This is a genomic window from Saccharopolyspora sp. NPDC050389, assembly GCF_040655595.1.
Taxonomy (GTDB): Bacteria; Actinomycetota; Actinomycetes; order Mycobacteriales; family Pseudonocardiaceae; genus Saccharopolyspora.
Map to the genome: position 1 here is coordinate 65,104 of NZ_JBFAKG010000011.1, position 18,193 is coordinate 83,296.

The 18,193-nt window shown below is 70.8% G+C and carries 15 protein-coding genes and 1 riboswitch; of the genes, 7 read left to right on the forward strand and 8 right to left on the reverse strand.

Going from position 1 to position 18,193, the window contains the following annotated elements:
* Positions 1–362 precede the first annotated feature (362 nt).
* Both ald and AB0I53_RS09620 read right to left on the reverse strand, forming a co-directional pair.
* Positions 363–1,478, reverse strand: coding sequence for an alanine dehydrogenase (gene ald / locus AB0I53_RS09615; RefSeq protein WP_358599133.1), 1,116 nt, complete (start codon positions 1,476–1,478; stop codon positions 363–365).
* 418 nt (positions 1,479–1,896) lie between these two features.
* Positions 1,897–3,453 (reverse strand): helix-turn-helix domain-containing protein, encoded by a 1,557-nt coding sequence (locus AB0I53_RS09620; protein WP_358599135.1) that lies wholly within the window; start codon positions 3,451–3,453, stop codon positions 1,897–1,899.
* A 112-nt stretch (positions 3,454–3,565) separates the two neighbouring features.
* A riboswitch (glycine riboswitch) is annotated at positions 3,566–3,670 on the forward strand.
* A gap of 151 nt (positions 3,671–3,821) precedes the next feature.
* Between AB0I53_RS09620 and gcvH the strand changes: the two genes are divergently transcribed.
* Together gcvH and AB0I53_RS09630 are read left to right on the forward strand one after the other, a co-directional pair.
* The gene (gene gcvH, locus AB0I53_RS09625) at positions 3,822–4,193 is read left to right on the forward strand and encodes a glycine cleavage system protein GcvH (RefSeq protein WP_358599137.1); all 372 of its coding nucleotides are present in this window, start codon (positions 3,822–3,824) and stop codon (positions 4,191–4,193) included.
* Positions 4,194–4,222: 29 nt separating this feature from the next.
* Positions 4,223–5,578 (forward strand): L-serine ammonia-lyase, encoded by a 1,356-nt coding sequence (locus AB0I53_RS09630; protein ID WP_358599139.1) that lies wholly within the window; start codon positions 4,223–4,225, stop codon positions 5,576–5,578.
* A 253-nt stretch (positions 5,579–5,831) separates the two neighbouring features.
* Here the strand turns inward: AB0I53_RS09630 and AB0I53_RS09635 are convergent, their stop codons facing one another.
* The 5 genes from AB0I53_RS09635 to AB0I53_RS09655 all read right to left on the reverse strand — a co-directional run bounded on the left by AB0I53_RS09635 (position 5,832) and on the right by AB0I53_RS09655 (position 9,965).
* Positions 5,832–6,698 carry an NAD(P)-dependent oxidoreductase gene (locus AB0I53_RS09635; protein ID WP_358599142.1) on the reverse strand — a complete coding sequence of 289 codons (867 nt, stop codon included), beginning with the start codon at positions 6,696–6,698 and terminating at the stop codon, positions 5,832–5,834.
* Positions 6,699–6,708: 10 nt separating this feature from the next.
* The gene (locus AB0I53_RS09640; protein ID WP_358599145.1) at positions 6,709–7,566 is read right to left on the reverse strand and encodes an SDR family oxidoreductase; all 858 of its coding nucleotides are present in this window, start codon (positions 7,564–7,566) and stop codon (positions 6,709–6,711) included.
* Positions 7,563–8,678 carry an FAD-binding oxidoreductase gene (locus tag AB0I53_RS09645; protein ID WP_358599148.1) on the reverse strand — a complete coding sequence of 372 codons (1,116 nt, stop codon included), beginning with the start codon at positions 8,676–8,678 and terminating at the stop codon, positions 7,563–7,565. The genes AB0I53_RS09640 and AB0I53_RS09645 overlap by 4 nt, the downstream gene beginning before the upstream one ends.
* Before the next feature lie 191 nt (positions 8,679–8,869).
* Positions 8,870–9,187: a multidrug efflux SMR transporter gene (locus tag AB0I53_RS09650; RefSeq protein WP_093276653.1), complete on the reverse strand. Its 318-nt coding sequence runs from the start codon at positions 9,185–9,187 to the stop codon at positions 8,870–8,872.
* A gap of 37 nt (positions 9,188–9,224) precedes the next feature.
* Entirely contained in the window at positions 9,225–9,965 is a 741-nt protein-coding gene (locus AB0I53_RS09655; RefSeq protein WP_358599151.1) for an SDR family oxidoreductase, read from the reverse strand.
* A 123-nt stretch (positions 9,966–10,088) separates the two neighbouring features.
* On the opposite strand from AB0I53_RS09655, the gene AB0I53_RS09660 reads away from it, so the two are divergent.
* On the forward strand, positions 10,089–10,727 hold the full coding sequence (locus tag AB0I53_RS09660) for a TetR/AcrR family transcriptional regulator (protein ID WP_358599154.1): 639 nt from the start codon (positions 10,089–10,091) through the stop codon (positions 10,725–10,727).
* A gap of 73 nt (positions 10,728–10,800) precedes the next feature.
* On the opposite strand, the gene AB0I53_RS09665 is transcribed toward AB0I53_RS09660, so the two are convergent.
* On the reverse strand, positions 10,801–11,424 hold the full coding sequence (locus AB0I53_RS09665) for a cupin domain-containing protein (protein WP_358599157.1): 624 nt from the start codon (positions 11,422–11,424) through the stop codon (positions 10,801–10,803).
* A 301-nt stretch (positions 11,425–11,725) separates the two neighbouring features.
* Here AB0I53_RS09665 and AB0I53_RS09670 point away from each other — a divergent pair, with 301 nt between their 5' ends.
* The 4 genes from AB0I53_RS09670 to AB0I53_RS09685 all read left to right on the forward strand — a co-directional run bounded on the left by AB0I53_RS09670 (position 11,726) and on the right by AB0I53_RS09685 (position 18,131).
* On the forward strand, positions 11,726–14,506 hold the full coding sequence (locus AB0I53_RS09670) for an AAA family ATPase (RefSeq protein ID WP_358599160.1): 2,781 nt from the start codon (positions 11,726–11,728) through the stop codon (positions 14,504–14,506).
* Between the two features lie 115 nt (positions 14,507–14,621).
* Positions 14,622–14,996, forward strand: coding sequence for a VOC family protein (locus AB0I53_RS09675; protein ID WP_358599163.1), 375 nt, complete (start codon positions 14,622–14,624; stop codon positions 14,994–14,996).
* 288 nt (positions 14,997–15,284) lie between these two features.
* Positions 15,285–16,964, forward strand: a complete 1,680-nt coding sequence (locus tag AB0I53_RS09680; RefSeq protein ID WP_358599166.1) for a class I adenylate-forming enzyme family protein — start codon at positions 15,285–15,287, stop codon at positions 16,962–16,964.
* Between the two features lie 111 nt (positions 16,965–17,075).
* Positions 17,076–18,131, forward strand: coding sequence for a methyltransferase (locus AB0I53_RS09685; RefSeq protein WP_358599169.1), 1,056 nt, complete (start codon positions 17,076–17,078; stop codon positions 18,129–18,131).
* Positions 18,132–18,193 lie beyond the last annotated feature (62 nt).

Consider the following 18,193-nt stretch of genomic DNA (forward strand, 5'->3'; position numbering starts at 1 on the left):
GAGCACCCGACGACCCCCATCGGGTGACATCGGCAGTCGTGGCGCACGCCTGCACACCCACCACTCGATGCTCACCTCATCGAGTGGTTATCGATTCGGCTCGAAATTGGCGGCCGTGCGGGGGCTCGCTGCTTCGGCAAATGGGCGATCGTGGCCTACACTAAAAGTGGCGGCCTGCTCCCGGTGACCCCCAGGCTGGTTGAGCGGGCCGCCCCGTTCGGCTGTTTGAGCCCATCACCTGTTCGTTGCATTCGCGGCGATCCAAGAACACGTCTCAGGCGGGCATCCGCATGCGAAGACGTTGCGAGCGGGGGACCGCCCTGCCGCGCTGTGACAGGAAGGTTCCCCCGCTCGCGGTGCGATCAGGCGAGCACGCTGCTGATCGGGGTGCTGGCGAGACCGTGCGCCTCGGCGACCGGCTCGTTGACCAGCTTGCCGTCGTGGGTGTTGAGGCCACCGGCGAGCGCGTCGTCCGCGCGGCAGGCCTGCTGCCAGCCCTGGTCCGCGATGCGCAGCACGTACGGCAACGTGACGTTGGTGAGTGCGTGCGTCGAGGTGTTCGGGACCGCGCCCGGCATGTTCGCCACGCAGTAGAACACCGAGTTGTGCACCCGGTACGTCGGGTCGTCGTGCGTGGTCGGGCGGGAGTCGGCGAAGCAACCGCCCTGGTCGATGGCGATGTCCACCAGCACGCTGCCCGGCTTCATCTCGGACACCAGGTGGTTGGACACCAGCTTCGGCGCCTTCGCGCCCGGGATCAGCACGGCGCCGATGACCAGGTCGGCGGCCCGCACCGCCTGCTCGACCGAGTACCGGTTGGACGTCACGGTGCGGATCTGCCCGTGGAAGTCGCGGTCGATCTCGCGGAGCTTGTCGACGTTGTTGTCGAGCAGCTCGACATTGGCGCCCATGCCCAGCGCGATGCGCGCGGCGTTGAGGCCCGCGACGCCACCGCCGATCACCACGACCCGCGCCGGGTGCACACCGGGAACACCGCCCGGCAGCACGCCGCGACCGCCGCTGGGGCGCATCAGCGAGTAGGCGCCCACCTGCGGGGCGAGGCGCCCGGCGACCTCGCTCATCGGCGCGAGCAGCGGCAGGCTGCCGTTGGCCGTCTGCACCGTCTCGTAGGCGATGCCGGTGACCCCGGACTTCAGCATCGCGTCGGTCAGCTCGGCGGAGGCCGCCAGGTGCAGGTAGGTGAACAGCACCTGGTCCCGGCGCAACCGCGGGTACTCCTCGGCGATCGGCTCCTTGACCTTGAGGACCAGCTGGCCCTCCGCCCACACCTCTTCGGCGGTGGGCAGCACCTTCGCCCCGGCCGCGAGGTAGTCCTCGTCGGGGATGGAGGAGCCCGCGCCGGCGTTGGTCTCGACGAAGACGTCGTGACCGCGGGTGGTCAGCTCATGCACGCCCGCAGGTGTGATCGCGACCCGGTACTCGTTGTTCTTGATCTCGCGCGGCACTGCGATCTTCACGGCGGAATCCTTTCGTCTCCTGTTGCTGCACCACGATCCGCTGCCGCCGAAAGGGGCGCATCATTCCCGCGGGATGAGATTGCCCCGCGCGCTTTGTGCGCGCAGCACAAAGCCCACGGCAGGGGAGGCCGCGCACGAACAGGGGCCGAAACGGCGTAGCGGGGATGCCGGGGGTGACAGGAAAGTTCCCTTCCTCGCAGGCGCCTCGGCTGCCGGTGAAAGCAAGGGAACCTTCCTGCCACGGGATGACAGGAAGGTTCCCTTCCGCACGTCACCGGGGTGCGTCACGGGCCTGGCGGTGACAGGAAGGTTCCCTTGCTCGCATCTCGACGGACCCGTCGTGACAGGAAGGTTCCCTCGCTCGCAGCCGCTGGCACGCGGCTCGTCGGGCAGGGCTGACAGGAAAGTTCCCTTGCTGTCAGCCGTGCTGCGCCCAGCGGTCGGCGAGCAGTTGCACGAACAGCGCTGCGCGGACGTTGGGGCTTTCCAGGTCGATGTCCACGAGTTGGGTGAGTCGCTTCATCCGGTAGCGGAAGGTGTTCGGGTGCACGCGCAGCTCCCGGCTCGCCTGCCGCGGATCGCCCGGGTGGCGCAGCCACGCGTGGAGGGTGGCCAGGTATTCGGTGCCTTGCGTCCGGTCGTGCTCGCGCAGCACCGGCAGCGGGCCGAGCGTGCCGACGCCCGCGTCGGTCGACGCACCGGCCATTCGGCTGAGCACCACCAGATGCCAGTTCTCCTCGTACACCGCCACCCGGTCTCGCAGCTGGCCGGTGCGCAGCAGACCGACCAGCTCCTCGGCCTGCGCGCGCGACTGAGGGAGCTCGGCGACCGCCACCGGGTTGCCCACCGCGATCAGCGGGCGCGGCGAAGCGTCATGGGACGTGAGTGCATCCCGCAGGTCCGGCCAGCCGCCCGCGCCCACCCGGTCGGGCACCAGCGCGTAGAGCATGGTGCCGATCTCGGTGACCAGCGGGCGCCGCCCGATCCCGCGCGTGATCCACTCCCACATCGCCAGCCGGTGTCCCTCCGCGGGCCCTGCGGACGACGGCATTTCGATCGCGACGACCCGATGCGCCTCGTTGGGCACCGCCAGCTCGTTCGCGGCCACCCGCCAGCCCTCGCCGCCCTCCAGCAGCAGCCGCACCTGCTCGGCGGACCGGCGGCGCTCGGCGTCCGCCACCGCCCGCCACCGCAGCAGTTGCAACGCGACCAGCGGGGCGGTGTCGGCGAACGCGGTGGAGCGCTCCTCGGAAACCTCGCCGGGCACCACGGCCCACATCGAGCCGAGCAGTTCGCCGCCCATCCGGATCGGCACCACCAGCCGGGGCAGGGTGCCGTCCTGCTGGGCGGGCACGAAGATCGCCGAACTGCCCTTGCTGAGCTGGCGGAACGTGCCGCGGGCCCGGAACTTGGCGAGCACGTCGTCGGGCTGCTTGCGGCCCATGATCGTCGACACCCGCGCCGGGTCGGTGAGGTCCTGCCGGGCGGAGTAGGCCAGGACCTGGGAGTGCGCGTCCTCGATCGTGACCGGTGCGTCCACCACGTCGGCCACCGCGTCGGCGAGCCGGAACAGGTCGCCGACCCCGGTGCCGCGCGCGTCGGCCTCCTCGATGCCGGTCCCGGCCAGCGCGGCCCGGATCAGCCACACCAACTGCGCCCAGCCGGTGCCCGGCCGAACCTCCACCAGGGCGACCCCGGCTTCCTCGGCCGCTGCGGCCACCGCGTCATCAGCCGAGATCGGCGGCTTGAACAGCACCGCTGCCGCGCCCTGCGCGCCGCAGGCCCGCGTTAGCCGCCTCGCGTGCTCGCGGTCCGTGACGGCCACGCCGAGCACGAGGTCGCCGCCCGCCGCGGTCGGCGGCTGATCGGGTTCGGCGATGACGACGTCCCCCACGCAGACGGTCGGCTCTGGGCTGACCACGGTGCGCAGAAGCGTGGGGCCGACCCGCTCGACCAGCGCCCGGACGTCCAGCATCACCGGCCTCCTGAGTGCTTCGGGCCGCCGCCGGTCAGGTGGGGGAGGGCATTGACACCAGGGCTGGCCCGTTTATCGTTGCTGAGCACATCGACAATCGCATACCGGCCGTCGACCCCGTGCGGGAGAGACCCTGAGGACTCACGCCGAGCCGTCAGGGCGCCGAAGGAGCAAGACTCCCCACAAACTCTCAGGCACCCATGACCGTTCGGGCGAGGCAACTCTGGAAAGTGCGCGTCATCGCTGACGCTCCACCCACGGTGCAAGCCGCGAGAAACCGCGGCGAAGCTCTCAGGTTCCGAAACAGAGGGGGAGGCCCAGCCATCCCGGGCAACCCCTGCCCCTCGAAAGCCTTGGAGCCTCCTGACATGTCTCTGCCCGCGAACCTGCGCTACACCGAAGAGCACGAGTGGATCGAGGACCGCGACGAGCTGGTCCGGATCGGCATCACCCAGCACGCCGCGGACGCGCTCGGCGACATCGTCTACGTGCAGCTGCCCGAGGTGGGGGAGCAGATCGAAGCGGGCAAGCCCTGCGGTGAGCTGGAGTCCACGAAGTCCGTCAGCGACCTGTTCGCGCCGGTCACCGGCGAGGTCGTGGCGATCAACGAGTCCGTCGTGGACGACCCGGCGCTGGTCAACTCCGAGCCGTATGGCGAGGGCTGGCTGCTGGAGGTGCGCACCTCCGACACCGGTGCTCTGCTCACCGCCGAGCAGTACGCCGCGGTGATCGCGGAGTAGCGGGGAATCGGCGAGGGAGGAGACGGTCAATGGCGATCAGTGTCTTCGACCTGTTCTCGGTCGGTATCGGACCGTCCAGCTCGCACACGGTCGGCCCGATGCGCGCGGCCCGGATGTTCGCGCAACGGCTGCACAGCGCGGGCCGGTTGCCGCAGGTCAAGCGGATCAAGGCGGAACTCTTCGGGTCGCTCGGCGCGACCGGGCACGGGCACGGCAGCCCGAAGGCGGTGCTGCTCGGTCTCGAGGGGCACAGCCCGGAGACCGTCGACCCGGCGGCGGTCGAAGGCCGGGTCGCCGAGATCCGGGAGACCGGGCGGTTGCGGCTCGACGGCGTGCAGGAGATCCGGTTCACCGCGGACCGCGACCTGGTGATGCACCGGCGCAAGTCGCTGCCGCTGCACCCCAACGGGATGCGGTTCACCGCGACCGGCACCGACGGGGCCGAGCTGGAGAGTTCGGTCTTCTACTCGGTGGGCGGTGGTTTCGTCGTCGACGAGGACGCCACCGGCACCGATCGGATCAAGCCCGACGAGACCGCGGTGCGGTACCCGTTCCGGACCGGCGTGGAACTGCTCGACCGCACCGAGGAGTCCGGGCTGCCGATCAGCGGTGTGATGCTGGCGAACGAGCTGTCGTGGCGCGGCGGGGACGCCGTGCACAAGGAGCTGCTGGGCATCTGGCAGGTCATGCGCGAGTGCGTGGACAACGGGTGCCGGAACTCCGGAGAGCTGCCTGGTGGGCTGAAGGTCAAGCGGCGGGCGGCGGAGCTGGCGGCTTCGTTGACCGAGGCCGACGATCCGCTGGAGTGGGTCACCCTGTTCGCGCTCGCGGTGAACGAGGAGAACGCGGCCGGCGGGCGCGTGGTGACTGCGCCGACCAACGGTGCGGCCGGCATCGTCCCGGCGGTGCTGCACTACTACATGCGGTTCGTGCCGGGCGCGGACGACGACGGTGTGGTGCGGTTCCTGCTTGCGGCCGGCGCGGTCGGCGTGCTGTTCAAGGAGAACGCGTCGATCTCCGGTGCCGAGGTCGGTTGCCAGGGCGAGGTCGGGTCGGCGTGTTCGATGGCGGCGGCCGGGCTCGCCGAGGTGCTCGGTGGAACTCCGCGCCAGGTGGAGAACGCGGCGGAGATCGCGATGGAGCACAACCTCGGGCTCACCTGTGATCCGATCGGTGGCTTGGTGCAGATCCCGTGCATCGAGCGCAACGCGGTCGCGTCGGTGAAGGCGATCACGGCGGCTCGGATGGCATTGCGCGGCGATGGCACGCACTTCGTCTCGCTGGACAAGGTCATCAAGACGATGCGGGAGACCGGCCGGGACATGAAGGTCAAATACAAGGAGACGGCTCGCGGCGGCCTCGCCGTCAACGTCATCGAGTGCTGACCCGCCGCACGCCCGGTGAGTGCATGGGAACTTTCCTGTCACCACCGGGCGTGCAGTGCGAGCAAGGGAACCTTCCTGTCACCGAGCACGACCCTGCGGTGAGTGCATGGGAACTTTCCTGTCACCGCCCGGCCGCACTGGAGCCCGGTGGCATGCGCGAGGGAACTTTCCTGCCATCGGGCCCGCAGCGCGAGCACGGGAACTTTCCTGTCAGCACCACCCGGCCCGCAGTGAGTGCATGGGAACCTTCCTGTCACCGGCCCCCGTCGCGCACCGGCCAGATGCCGTGCACCGGGGACCAGTCGAGGAGTCGCCGGGCCGCTTCGCTGCTGACGCGGTGCGATGGTTCGGCGGCCTCGTCCGGGGCCTGCCGGGGTGGTGGGCTGCCGTCCGCGCGGGCGAGGTCGCGGTAGTAGTCGCCTACCCGGACAGGCTCGTCGGCCACGTTCAGCGTCTCGCCCACGCAGCCGCGTTCCAGCGCGCCGACCACCGCCTCCGCGTAGTCCCGCGCATGCACCATCGCCACCCACGAACGCCCGTCGCCCGGGATGGGCAGCTGCCCGGCGCGCAGCCGGGCCCGCTGCTGGTCCTGCACCGTCGCGGGCCCCACGAAGCGTCCGCCGCGCAGGATGCTCCACGCGATCTCGTCGGTGGGCAGTTCGCGGACCGCGGCTTCCATCGCCTGGACCGGGCCGACGATGGTCGCCCGTTCCGGCCGGTCGTCCAGCGGCGCCGTCTCCGTCAGCGGGCTGTCGCCGCCGTCGGCGTAGACCATCGTGATGCTCATCTGGACGAAGCGCCCCACCCCTGCTTCCCGCAGCGCCCCGGTCACCACGGTGGTTCCGGTGCTGCGCAGCGCCGTGTTCTGCTCCCAGCTGCCCGCCGTGGGCGGGACCGCGGTGGCCGCGTTGACCACCGCGTCCACGTCCTTGAACTCCGTCGCCAGCAACCGCCCGGCGGCCGGGTCGAGCAGCGACGCCTGGACCCGGCGGGCGTCGCCCGGCAGGCGGTCGAGGCGGTCGCCGGGCGCCATGGCGGTCACGTCGTGTCCTCGGCGCAGCAGCATCGGGACGAGGTGGCGGCCCAGGACCCCGCTGGCCCCGATGGCGAATACGTGCATCGGTTCCCCTTCAGTTCCGCAGTTGTTCGGCGATGCCGGCGGCGAACGACCGGTAGTCGCGCGGCGGGCGGCCGGTGATGTCGGCGACCGCCGTCGTCACCACCTCCGCTTCGCCGGCCCGGTAGGTGGCGTAGAGCTGGAGGCGCGCCGCCACCGCCCAGTCGGGTACCCCGGCCGATCGCATGGCGGCCGCGACCTCGTCGGGTGCGGCGTCCACGTGCCGGATCGGGCGTCCGGCCACTTCGGACAGGATCTCGGCCACCTCCTGGTAGCCGAGGGCTTCCGGCCCGGTGAGGTCGTAGTCGCCGGCCGCGGCGTCCGCGGTCAGCAGGCCGGCTGCCGCGAGCCCGATGTCCCCGACGTCGATCATGCTGACCCGCGCCGCCCCGACCGGCAGCACGATCGCGTCGCGCGCCCGGATGGTCGGCAGCCATTGCAGCGCATTCTGCATGAAAGCGTTGGGGCGCAGCACCGCGTGCGGAATGCCCGCGGCGCGCAGCTCGTCGTCGCCGACGCCGTGCTGGTGGTGGATGCTCGACTCGGCCCCGGGCTGTGCTCCCAGCGCCGACAGCTTCACCACCCGGCTCACTCCCGCCTCGCCGCTGGCCTCGATGAGATTGCGTTGCAGCACAAGCTGTTCCGGGTGGAACGGGGTGAGCAGGAACAACCGGTCCACACCGCGCAACGCGTGCAACGTCGCCGTGCGATCGGTGAGATCGCACTCGATGACCGCCGCGTCGGGCAAGCGGTTCGCCGAGCCGGGGCGCACCAGCGCGTGCGGGCGGTGGCCGAGCCGCACGAGTTCCCGCGTCACCGCGCGCCCGACGACGCCCGATGCGCCCGCGACGGCGATGACCGGCCCGCTCACGCCGCCCCCAGCGCGCGTGCCCCGGCGAGTTCCAGGTCCGCCGGGAGCCGGTCGTGCACCGCCGAGTCCGCGAGCAGTTCGCCCAGTTCCGGGGCGAACTTGAACAGGTTGTGCCCGGCGATCGCGGTGACGCCGGGGGCGTGCCACGCCCGGAGCGCGTCGCTGCCCGCGGGCAGTTTGCTCATGATGCACACCCGCACCCCGATCGGCTCCGGGATGAGCCCCGGCAGGGCGCGCTCGACGTAGCCGGTGACCCGGCGGACGTGGTCTTCCATGCCTTCCTCGCCGGTCAGCGCGCCGCGGGCGTCGAACGGCACGTCGACGCCGTCGCCGATGAGGCCCAGCACGTACTGGTCGGTGTAGGGGATCACCGAGCCGTACACCATCTCGCCGAACTGGCCGGACTTGTCCACCCAGCACGGCGTCGGCTCGCCGCGCAGCTCCTCGCGGATCCGGTAGTGCGGGCGGGCGTGCAGCGCGCAGTCCAGCGGGATGTCCCAGCCGAGGCGGGCGGCCAGGCGCGGCGTGTCGACGCCGGCGCAGAGCACGACGTGCCGCGCGTGGTAGATCGCGTCGGCGGTCTGGAACTCGACCTTGCCGTCGTCGAGCACCAGGAGGCTGTGGATGTCGTTGGCGATGATGTGGTCGCCGACCCAGCCGGTCAGCGTCTCGATCACGTGGTTGACGCGCAGCGCCCCGGCGGTCGGGTCCACCAGCAGCGCGCCGTCGATCGGGCCGAGCGCGCCGAACACCTGAGCGCGGTCGGTCGCCGGCGCGTAGTGGTGCGGCACCTGGTGGGTCTTGAGGCCGATGGTGTCGTCGGGGGAGGTGCCCAGGTACGCGCAGCCCTCGGTGCCCACCATCTCGACGCCGGAGCGCCGTTCCCACTCGCGGTAGCCCGCCAGGCCGCGCGCGGCCAGGTCGACGATGTGCGGATCGTCGTGCCGGTGCCGGAAGGTGCGGGAGAGCCCGCCCGACTGCCCCGACCCGGGCCGACGGCCGTCGAAGCACTTCACGTTCGCGCCGCGCCGCAGCAGGGCCTCCGTGGTGGACAACCCGATTACCCCGGCGCCGATCACCGCGATGTCCAGTTCCCTCTTGTGCTCAGCCATTTTCCGCTCCTCCAGCCGGTTTGCCGGCGTCTGGTTCTCCTTGCGGCAGCCGGATCCCAGCATGCTTCGCCCGGCCCGGCCGCGACATCACGTGTTCTCGGGAGCCGGCGCGAAGCGAAGATGCCGCCTCGCTCGGGCGAGGCGGCATCTTCCGGGGAAGGAAAGGAAATCGAATCGTCTACAGTGGCTGGTCAACCCTCCACGAACTTGAGGCCGGCGATGCCGACCACGATCAGTGCTAAGAACGCCAGCCTGGAGAACGTCACGGGTTCGCTCAGGAAGATCATCCCCACGGCCGCGACGCCCACCGTGCCGATGCCGACCCAGATCGCGTAGGCGCTGCCCACGGGCAGGTCCTTCAGCGCCACCGAAAGCATGCCGAGGCTGACCATGGCGACGCCGATGCCCAGCACCGCCGGCCACAGCCGCGTCATGCCCTCGGCGTGCTTCAGCGCCAGCGACCAGACGATTTCGAGCAGGCCCGCCGCGACGAGGATGACCCAAGCCATTGCTGTTTCCCTTGTTCCAGGAGGTGGGCGCACGCCGTCAGGCGTTGGCGCCACCGTCGACGAGGATGCCGGTGCCGGTGATGTTGCGGCCGCCCTCGCCGGCCAGGAACGCGACGGCCGCCGCGATGTCGGCCGTGTCGTTGTAGCGACCGAGGGCGGTCAGGGCGCGCTCGCCGTCGGCCTCTTCGCCGTCGGCCGGGTTCATCTCGGTGTCGGTGGAGCCCGGGTTCACCAGGTTGACCGTGATGCCGCGCGGACCGAGGTCGCGGGCGAGGCCCCTGGTGAAGCCGGTCAGCGCCGACTTGCTCAGCGAGTACAGGCTCAGGCCGGGGCCGGGGGTCCGGTCGGCGAGGTTGCTGCCGACGCTGATGATCCGGCCGCCCTCGGGCAGGTGCTTGACCGCGGCCTGCACGGCGACGAACACGGCGCGCACGTGGATGCCGACGGTCTCGTCGAACTGCTCCAGGGTCAGCTCGTCGATGGGCGCCCACGGGAAGATCCCGGCGTTGTTAACCAGGATGTCCAGCCGGCCGAACTCGGCGACCGTCTGCTCGACCGCGCTGGTCACCGCCGCGGCGTCGGTGGCAGGGGCCGCGAACGCGGCGCCGCGCCGACCGGCCTCCTTGATCTTGTCGACCACGCCGTTGGCCCGGTCGGCCGAGGTGTTGTAGGTGATCGCGACGTCGGCGCCGTCCGCCGCCAGCCGCTGGGCGATCGCCGCACCGATGCCGCGTCCGCCACCGGTGACCAGCGCGACCTTGCCATCCAGACCAGTCATGAGCCCCTCGCTTTTCTGTGTCGAACGATATATAAATGGCTATCATCGCTACTCTCGGGTGTCAACAAGTTCGCTGGGGAGGGCCCGGTGCGAACCGGCGCCGTCCGGGGAGGAGGGAAGCCGATGTCGCCACGCGGACGTCCGCGCAGCTTCGACCGGGAAGCCGCCCTGCGGACCGCCATGGAGCTGTTCTGGGAGCGCGGCTACGAGGCCACGTCGCTGAGCGATCTCACCGGCGCGATGGGCATCAGCTCGCCGAGCCTGTACGCGGCGTTCGGGTCCAAAGAGGACCTGTTCCGGGAGGCGGTCGCGCTCTACAACAGCGCCGACGAGGCGGTCGGCGACCGGTCGCTGCAGCGGCAGCCGACGGCGCGGCGCGCGATCGAGACGATGCTGCGCGACAATGCCGACGCCTACGTCGATCCGGACACGCCGCGCGGCTGCATGGTGGTGCTCGCGGCGACCAACTGCACTCCGGAGAACGAGCGGATCTGGGACTTCCTCGCCGAGTGCCGCAAAGACGACTTCCGCGCGGTGCACGCGCGGCTGGAGCGCGGCGTCGCCGACGGCGACGTGCCCGCCGGCGCGAACCTGGAGACGATCGCCTCGTTCTATCTGACCGTCCTACAAGGACTGTCCATTCAGGCCAGAGACGGGAGTTCTCGCGAGGCTGCGCATGCGGTCATCGACTGCGCGATGCTGGCCTGGGACGGGATGGTCGCCGCGCCGGAGGTGCGTCGCGATGACGCCGTGCCCGCCTGATTTGACCGCGTCGACCGGGCACCGGCGCAGGCCGGTGCCCGGTGTGCGCGCCCGCCGCGGCGGGTCGGCCGGACTATTCGATGCCGTACTTCTCGGACGCGATGCGCATGGACCGTTCGACGTCGGCCTCGAATTGGCCCGGCGACGGGGCAGGCTGGCCGGGCACGACCTCGACGCCGACCTCCAGGAAGAATTTCTCGAACCCGCTCGGAACGAAAAGCATGAGCATTCTCGCGGGAGTATCGGAAATATTTTTGAACCGGTGTGCCGAACCGCGCGGAAGATAAATGAAAGAGCCCGGTTCGGCGGTGAATTCGCGGTCCTCATCGAACACCTGGAGGCGTCCTTCGACGAGGTAGAAAGCCTCGTCCTCGTACTGGTGGACGTGCAGCGGCGGGCCGCTGCCCGGCGGGATCTCGCCCTCCATGACCCCGATCATTCCGCCCGTGTCCTCGGCGCCGACCTTCAGCGTGTAGCGGTCGCCGCTGAATGCCCAGACGCTTTGGCCCGCGCCGGGCGGTACGTGGATCACCCTGCGGGTGACCTCCGGTGCGCTCATGTTCAGACTCCTCTCGACCAGCGGGTGCGCGCTGTCGAGCCTTGGCGATCCGCCCGGCGCGGTCATCACGTCATCGCGGGATTCCCATTGATCGGTCTTTCCCAGCCAGCCGGCCGCCCGCGATGTGGCCAAGATCACCCGGCCGCGGGATGTTCACGCAGTGCTGGGCCGAATGGTGGCGCACGATTCGGCCGAGGGGAATTCACCGGGCGCGTGGCGGCGGATATGCCGTGAAAAGAAAATGGACGGAGGGTTACGGACTTTGATACCAAAAAAGCGCCGCCCGGTAAAGATCTACCGGCGGCTTCCTCCTGCGACACTCGGGTGAATGCATTCCCTTTGACTCTTTTGGAACAACCGGCCTAGGGCTGATTGTTCAGGTACTGTCGCTTCAGCTATCTGCGTTCGTCCGATGCTGCTCACCCGAGGGGAACACACGATGGACACTGATGCGTTACCGCTGATCGGCCGGGAACGTGTCTTAGGTGAATCGCGCGAGTTATTGCTGCAGGTCGCCGAAGGAGCAGGGAACTGCGTGGTCGTGGAGGGCTCGGCCGGTATCGGCAAGAGTCGACTGCTGCAGGAAGTGGAGGCCGAAAGCCGCGCACTCGGCCTCGGAGTCATCGCTTCGCAGGCCGTGAAGCTGGACAAGAACACACCGTTGATCACATTGCGTTCGCTGTTCCGATCGTGTCATCTGCTCGGCCCGCAGATCCCGGCAGGCCCCGAGCTGAACACCTCGACGCTGTGGGCCGTGGACCAGGTCGGCGAGATGATCGCGCAACAGGCCCGGAAGCAGCCGATGCTGATCGCCCTCGACGACGCGCACTGGGCCGACGAAGCGACGGCGCTGGCGTTGCGGGTGCTCGTGCCCGCCCTCCGCTCGGATTCCGTGCTCTGGTACTTCACCCGCCGCCCCTACCCGATCCGCAGCTGCGCGCAGGAAGCGCTGGACTGGCTGATCGGCGACGGGGCCCAGAAGCGGCAGCTCGAACCGCTTTCCGACGGCGCGGTCGCGCAGCTGTGCGCGGAGGTGCTCGGCAGCGAACCGGACGAGGCGACCCTGGCCTACGCGGCGCGCAGCGGAGGAAACCCCTTCCTGCTAAGGGAAATGCTGCGCGGGCTGCCGGTCGACGGCCCGCAGGAGCCGCCCGCGGCGATGACGCCGACGTTCTTCGACGCGGTCGGCGAACGGATGCAGGACCTGCCGGAGGACACCCGTCGCGCGCTGGACGCGATGACGGTGTTCGGCCGGCCCTTCGGGGTGCACGAGGTCGCCGCGCTGCTGGGGCGCCCGGCGGTGGACCTGCTGGGCACCGTCGCGATGCTCGTCGACGCCGAGGTGCTGATCGAGCAGGGCGCGAAGCTGTGCTTCCGGCACGAGCTGATCCGCGAGGCGCTCTACCACCGGATGCCGGAGCCGACGCGGGCGACGCTGCACCAGGAGGCCGCGTCGGTGCTCGCCCAGCACGGCCGGTCGGCCACCGAGCAGGTCAAGCACCTGCTGCTCAGCGGCGGCGGTTGGGTGGACGTGGCGACCGTGGTGAAGCGCGCGGTGCAGGAGATCGCCCCGGCGGCGCCGAACACCGGCGCCGACCTGATCCTCCGCAGCCTGCCGCTGATCGACGAGCGCAGCCCGATCCGCGCCGAACTGGCCGCCGAGGCGGTGCGGCTGCTGGTGCTGGCGGGCCGGCCGACCGAGGCGATCGAGCTCGGCCAGCGCTTCCGCGGCGGCGGGCTGCCGCCGAACACGGAGGCGATGCTGCTGCTCGGCCTGACCGAAGCGCTGCACACCGTCGGCGAGCACGCTGCGGTCATCGAACACACGGTGCTCGCCCTGCCCCGCGCCAAATCGGATTCGATGGTGCGCGCCGAGTTGCTGGCGATGCACGCGCACGGGCTGGTCTCGATAGGGGACATCGAACCGGCGGCGGCCGCAGCGACAAACACGGTGCACGTCGCCAACCGGGCCCGCACGCACGGCGCGCTGGTGTGCGGCACCGGCGCGCGAAGCCGGGTTTCCTTAGCGCAGGGCGATATCGCGTCGGCCATCCGGTACGGGGCCGAGGCGGTCCGGTTCGGCGATCGCGCCGGCGACATCGGGCGGACCCGGCATCCCAGGCTGCACCTGGCCGCCGCGCTGATGGCCGCCGACCGCCTCGGCGAGGCGGAGGAGGAGCTGTGCCGGGACGAGCAGGACGTCGCCGAGCTGGAGACGGTGTGGTCGCGGCCGCCGCGTTACCTGTGCCGGGCCGAGCTGCTGCTCGCCACCGGCAGGCTCAACGACGCCGCGGCCGAAGCGGAAGCCGGAATCCTGTTGACCGAACAGCTTTCCGCGGAAGCACTGGCCGTTCCGCTGCTCGCGCTGCGGGCCGTGGTGGCGCTGCGAGCGGACGGCGTGTCGGCGGCGTGGCGGCACCTGAACCGGGCCCAGGAGATCGTGGAGACCGGGCGGCGCCGATTACCGGACCTGCTGGTCTGGGCGCGGCTGCTCGCCGAAGAAGCGGAAGGCGATTCGGACAGGATCCGGCTGGAACTGGTGGAACTCCTCGACCGGCTCAAACGCAGCAGGTCGCTGCTGGTCGGCGCGCCCGAACGGATCCCGGTCCTGGTGCGATTAGCCGTGCGGGTCGGCGCCGACGACGCGGCGGCTCAGGTGATCGCCTCGGCGGTCGAGCTGAGCCGCCGCAATCCTGATGTGCAGGTGCTCCTCGGCGCCACAGCACACGGTGCCGGCCTGCTGCGACGGGACGTCCGGGCGTTGCGCACGGCCGTCGAGCACTACCGGGCGGGCTCGCAGCCGGTGCTGCTGGCGCACGGGCTGGAAGACCTGGCGGCCGCCGAAGCGGATCTCGGCAACCTCGACCAGGCCACCGAGCTGCGCATCGAGGCCGAATCCGCATACGCGCGGTGCGACGCGCTGCTGGACGCCGCCCGGATGCGCGGGCTGCTGACCAGGACACCGAACCTCCCGGAGCCTCGGCGGCAGGGCACCCGAAAGACGGGCTGGGGCAGCCTGACCCGCGCGGAGCTGCGCGTGGTGCGGCTGGTCGCCGAGGGCCTCACCAACCGGGAAGTCGCGAACCGGCTGTACCTGTCACCGCACACTGTGGACAGTCATCTCCGGCACAGCTTTGCGAAACTGGGCATCACCAGCCGCGTCGAGCTCGCGCGAAGGGTGATGACGCACGACCAACCGGCAACTCACGCGAACACGTGATGACCGTCGGCGGCCCGGGCGGGGATGCTGGTTGCGAGCCGGTCGGAGACCCACCGAAATAGGCGGAAGTTCTTTCCACCGGCCCTAATTCACCCGATTCCCGTTAGGAGCTGTGGTGTCCACAAACGTAGTCGGACCGGACTTCCTGACCTTGCAGGTGCGCGACCTGGAGCGGGCGCGGCGGTTCTACACCGAGGTCGTCGGATTCTCCACTGTGGAATCCAAGGTGCCCAAAGCAGCGGTGCTGGCCGCCGCGCCCATCCGCATCGCGCTGCGCCAGGCCACGATCGACCTCGACGAGGTCGCCAAGGTCGGGCACGGCGTGGTCGTCTGGATCAAGGCGGAGGACCCGGACAAGCTGCACGCGCAGCTCACCGCGGCCGGCGTGCCGATCAGCAAGCCGATCTGCGACGGCTCCTGCGGCCGCGAGTTCATCTTCGAAGACCCCGACGGCTACCTGATCACCGTCTACGAAGGTCAGCCCGTCTAGCAGGCTCGTCCTGCGTGGCGGTGCGGGTGGCCGAACCTCAGAGGCCTTCTCGCCACGGGATCCCCGACACGTCGGGGCCTTCCTCGCGAGAAGACCTCTGAGGCCCCGCGGCGGTGCAAGCCGAGTCCCGCGCCGCAAGCGGCTGACGCCGCTCATCGAACAGGGCGTAGTCCCCTGTGGACGATTGTGTTCGTCGGCGCGCCCCGTTTCGCGGTGCGCCGTGCCGATTCCCTCCTGCCGTCCGCCCGCGCCGATTCGCGTCCGGGCGGTCCCCGAAGGAGCGCCAGCATGATCGCACTCGAGAACATCCGTCCCGACGCGCGCCTGCCGTTATCCGCGCGGCTGAAGTTGTTGCTGGACCGGGAACTGGGGATGGGCAACTTCCTGGACCGCGCGGTGGCGCACAACCCCGCCCCGAACCGGGCGTTCCTGTTCGCCCAGCAACCCGGAGAGCCGGAAGGCGAGATCGAGGCCTACAGCCTGGCCCGGCTGGTCGAGGTGCGCGACGCGTACGCGGCCTGGTACCACGCGCACGGCGTCGGCAAGGGCGACGTGGTGGGCGTGCACGTCCCGGAAGGCGTCGACTCGTTCCTGCACTTCCTGGCGTTGACGTCGCTCGGCGCGATCGCGGCGCTGGTCAACGGCCGGATGCCGCCGGAGGTCGCGGCCGAATACCTCGGCCGGATCGGCGCGCTAGGCGTGGTGGCCGACGCGCCCCGCCTGGAGCGGCTGCGCGACGCCGGCCTGGACACCGAGCGGCTCGCGTTCCACACCGAGCCGACCGCGCTGCCCACCACGCCCACCGAAGGCGCCACCCATCCCGGCGTCTTCCCGTACGTCCACGCCGACGACGACCTGGTGATGGTCTGCCACACCTCCGGCACCACCGGCCCACCGAAGGCGGCCAGCTTCGGTCACCGCCAGTTCTTCCTCGGCAAGCGCGGGCGGCTGTGGAACTTCCCGGCGGCGGCCCGCAACCGGCTGCTCACCGCGCTGCCCCAGTCGCACTCGGCGGGCATCAGCTACCTGATGACGGCAACGCTGCTCGGCCTGCCGACGCTGGTGATGGCCGACACCGCGGGCCCGGCGGTGCGGGCGGTGATGCGCCGGTTCCGGCCGACCATCGTCGCCGCGTTCCCGCAAACCTGGGCCGACCTGGCCGAAATCGGCCTGGACGCGGCGGACGCCCGGCACGTGCACACGTGGATCAACACCGGCGACGCCGCGCACGAGGCGCACATCAAGGCGCTTATCGCGCACGGCCGCCGCCCCGGCCTGCTCCGGTCCCAGCCGGGCAGCCGGTTCATCGACGGGCTCGGCTCCTCCGAGATGGGCATGGCGCTGTTCCGCAAGGTCAGCGAGCTCGGCAGCACCGACTACGGCCGCTGCGTGGGCACGCCGATCAAGGTGGTGCGCCGCGCCGTGGTCCTGGACGACGACGGCCGGGAACTCGGGCCGGGCCGCGCCGGGCGGCTGGGCGTGCTGACCCCGACCCGAACGCCCGGCTACTGGAACAACACCGAACAGACGGTGAAATCGTCGTTCGGCGGCTACTGGCTGACCGGCGACGTCGTCTACCGCGACGAACGCGGCCGGTTCATCCACCTCGACCGGGTGCCCGACGTGATCCGCACCTCCGACGGCCCGGTCTACAGCCTGCCGCTGGAGGAAGCGATCCTGATCGGCTGCCGGTTCGCGGCGGACTGCTCGGTGATCGGGGTCAGCGATCCCCGCTCGCCCGGCGCGCAGGTCCCGCTGGCCGTGGTGCGCCTGCACCCCGACGCCGAGGCCGTGGCGGACCTGACCGGTTCGATCAACGCGGTGCTCACCGCCGCCGGACTGTCCGAAGTGCACGGTGCGGTGATTGCCCGCGACGACGCGGACTTCCCGACCGGCGCCACCGGCAAGGTGCTCAAGCGGCAACTCCGCGAACGCTTCGCCGACCACCTGATCACCACCAACGTCTGACGCCGGTCATGCGCAAGTCGGGGATCCCGGAATCCACCCGCACCGCTGCGCGAACCAATTCTTGATCACTGACGCCCGGGCGCGCCCGCGCCCGGATGGGGAAGGGGAGTCATGAACGAACTCGGCTCGGCGGCGCCCTACGGCGTGCTCTCGGAGGGAGCGCAGGCGCCGCCCGCGGTCCGCATGTACGAAATGCTCTACAGCTCGCTGGTCAGCCAACTGCTGATCGCGGTGGCCGAGCTCGGCGTCGCCGACGCGATCGGCGACGAGCCGACGCACGTCGACGACATCGCCGCCCGCGTCGACGCGGACGCCGACAGCCTCTACCGGGGCCTGCGCGCGCTGGCCAGCGTCGGGGTGTTCACCGAGGTCGAGCAGCGGGTGTTCGACCTGACGCCGCTCGCGGCCACGCTGCGCAGCGACGGCGAGGGCTCCATGCGCGCCCTGGCCCGCTACGTCGGGCTGCCGGAGCGGCAGCGCTCCTTCGGCGCGCTCGCCTACAGCCTGCGCAGCGGCCGCCCGGCCTTCGAGCACGTGCACGGCCGCGGGTGGTGGGCGCACTTCGCGGATCACCCCGAGCTGGCGAAGCTGTTCAACGACGCGATGGGCAGCATGGCCCGGATGGTGAACTCCGCGATGCTGGAGGCCTACGACCTGACGGGCGTGCGGCACCTCGTCGACGTCGCGGGCGGGCAGGGGCACCTGGTGGCCACCATCCTGGCGCGCTACCCGGAGATGACGGCGGAGGTCTTCGACCTGCCGCGGGTGGTGCCGGAGGCCGAGGAGGTGCTGCGGGCGGCGGGCCTGTCCGACCGCGCGAAGTGCGTCGGCGGCGACTTCTTCGACTCGGTGCCCGCAGGCGGCGACGTGTACGTGCTGTCCTGGACCATCCACGACTGGAAGGACGAGGACGCGATCAGCATCCTGCGCAACATCCGGGCGGCGATGTCGCCGGAGAGCCGGCTGCTGGTGATCGACGAGGTGCTGCCGCCCGGCGACACCCCGCACTTCGGCAAGTTCGAGGACATCGTGATGCTGAGCCTGCTGTCGGGCCACGTCCGCACCGAGCCGGAGCTGGCGGCGCTGTTCGAGAAGGCGGGCCTGCGCCACGAGGAGACGCGGGCGACGAGCTCGCCGACCAGCGTGCTGGTGGCGGCCCCCGCCTGACCGCTCGCGAGCAGTCGTGGGGGGGGGCGGGGCGGCCCGGGCCCGCCCCGGGGCCGGCCGCA

Bases quoted from the DNA above. Each gene is read 5' to 3' on its own strand.
- AB0I53_RS09620 (WP_358599135.1), bottom strand. From the start codon at position 3,453: ATGCTGGACGTCCGGGCGCTGGTCGAGCGGGTCGGCCCCACGCTTCTG.
- gcvH (WP_358599137.1), top strand. From the start codon at position 3,822: ATGTCTCTGCCCGCGAACCTGCGCTACACCGAAGAGCACGAGTGGATC.
- AB0I53_RS09630 (WP_358599139.1), top strand. From the start codon at position 4,223: ATGGCGATCAGTGTCTTCGACCTGTTCTCGGTCGGTATCGGACCGTCC.
- AB0I53_RS09635 (WP_358599142.1), bottom strand. From the start codon at position 6,698: ATGCACGTATTCGCCATCGGGGCCAGCGGGGTCCTGGGCCGCCACCTC.
- AB0I53_RS09645 (WP_358599148.1), bottom strand. From the start codon at position 8,678: ATGGCTGAGCACAAGAGGGAACTGGACATCGCGGTGATCGGCGCCGGG.
- AB0I53_RS09650 (WP_093276653.1), bottom strand. From the start codon at position 9,187: ATGGCTTGGGTCATCCTCGTCGCGGCGGGCCTGCTCGAAATCGTCTGG.
- AB0I53_RS09655 (WP_358599151.1), bottom strand. From the start codon at position 9,965: ATGACTGGTCTGGATGGCAAGGTCGCGCTGGTCACCGGTGGCGGACGC.
- AB0I53_RS09660 (WP_358599154.1), top strand. From the start codon at position 10,089: ATGTCGCCACGCGGACGTCCGCGCAGCTTCGACCGGGAAGCCGCCCTG.
- AB0I53_RS09670 (WP_358599160.1), top strand. From the start codon at position 11,726: ATGGACACTGATGCGTTACCGCTGATCGGCCGGGAACGTGTCTTAGGT.
- AB0I53_RS09680 (WP_358599166.1), top strand. From the start codon at position 15,285: ATGATCGCACTCGAGAACATCCGTCCCGACGCGCGCCTGCCGTTATCC.
- AB0I53_RS09685 (WP_358599169.1), top strand. From the start codon at position 17,076: ATGAACGAACTCGGCTCGGCGGCGCCCTACGGCGTGCTCTCGGAGGGA.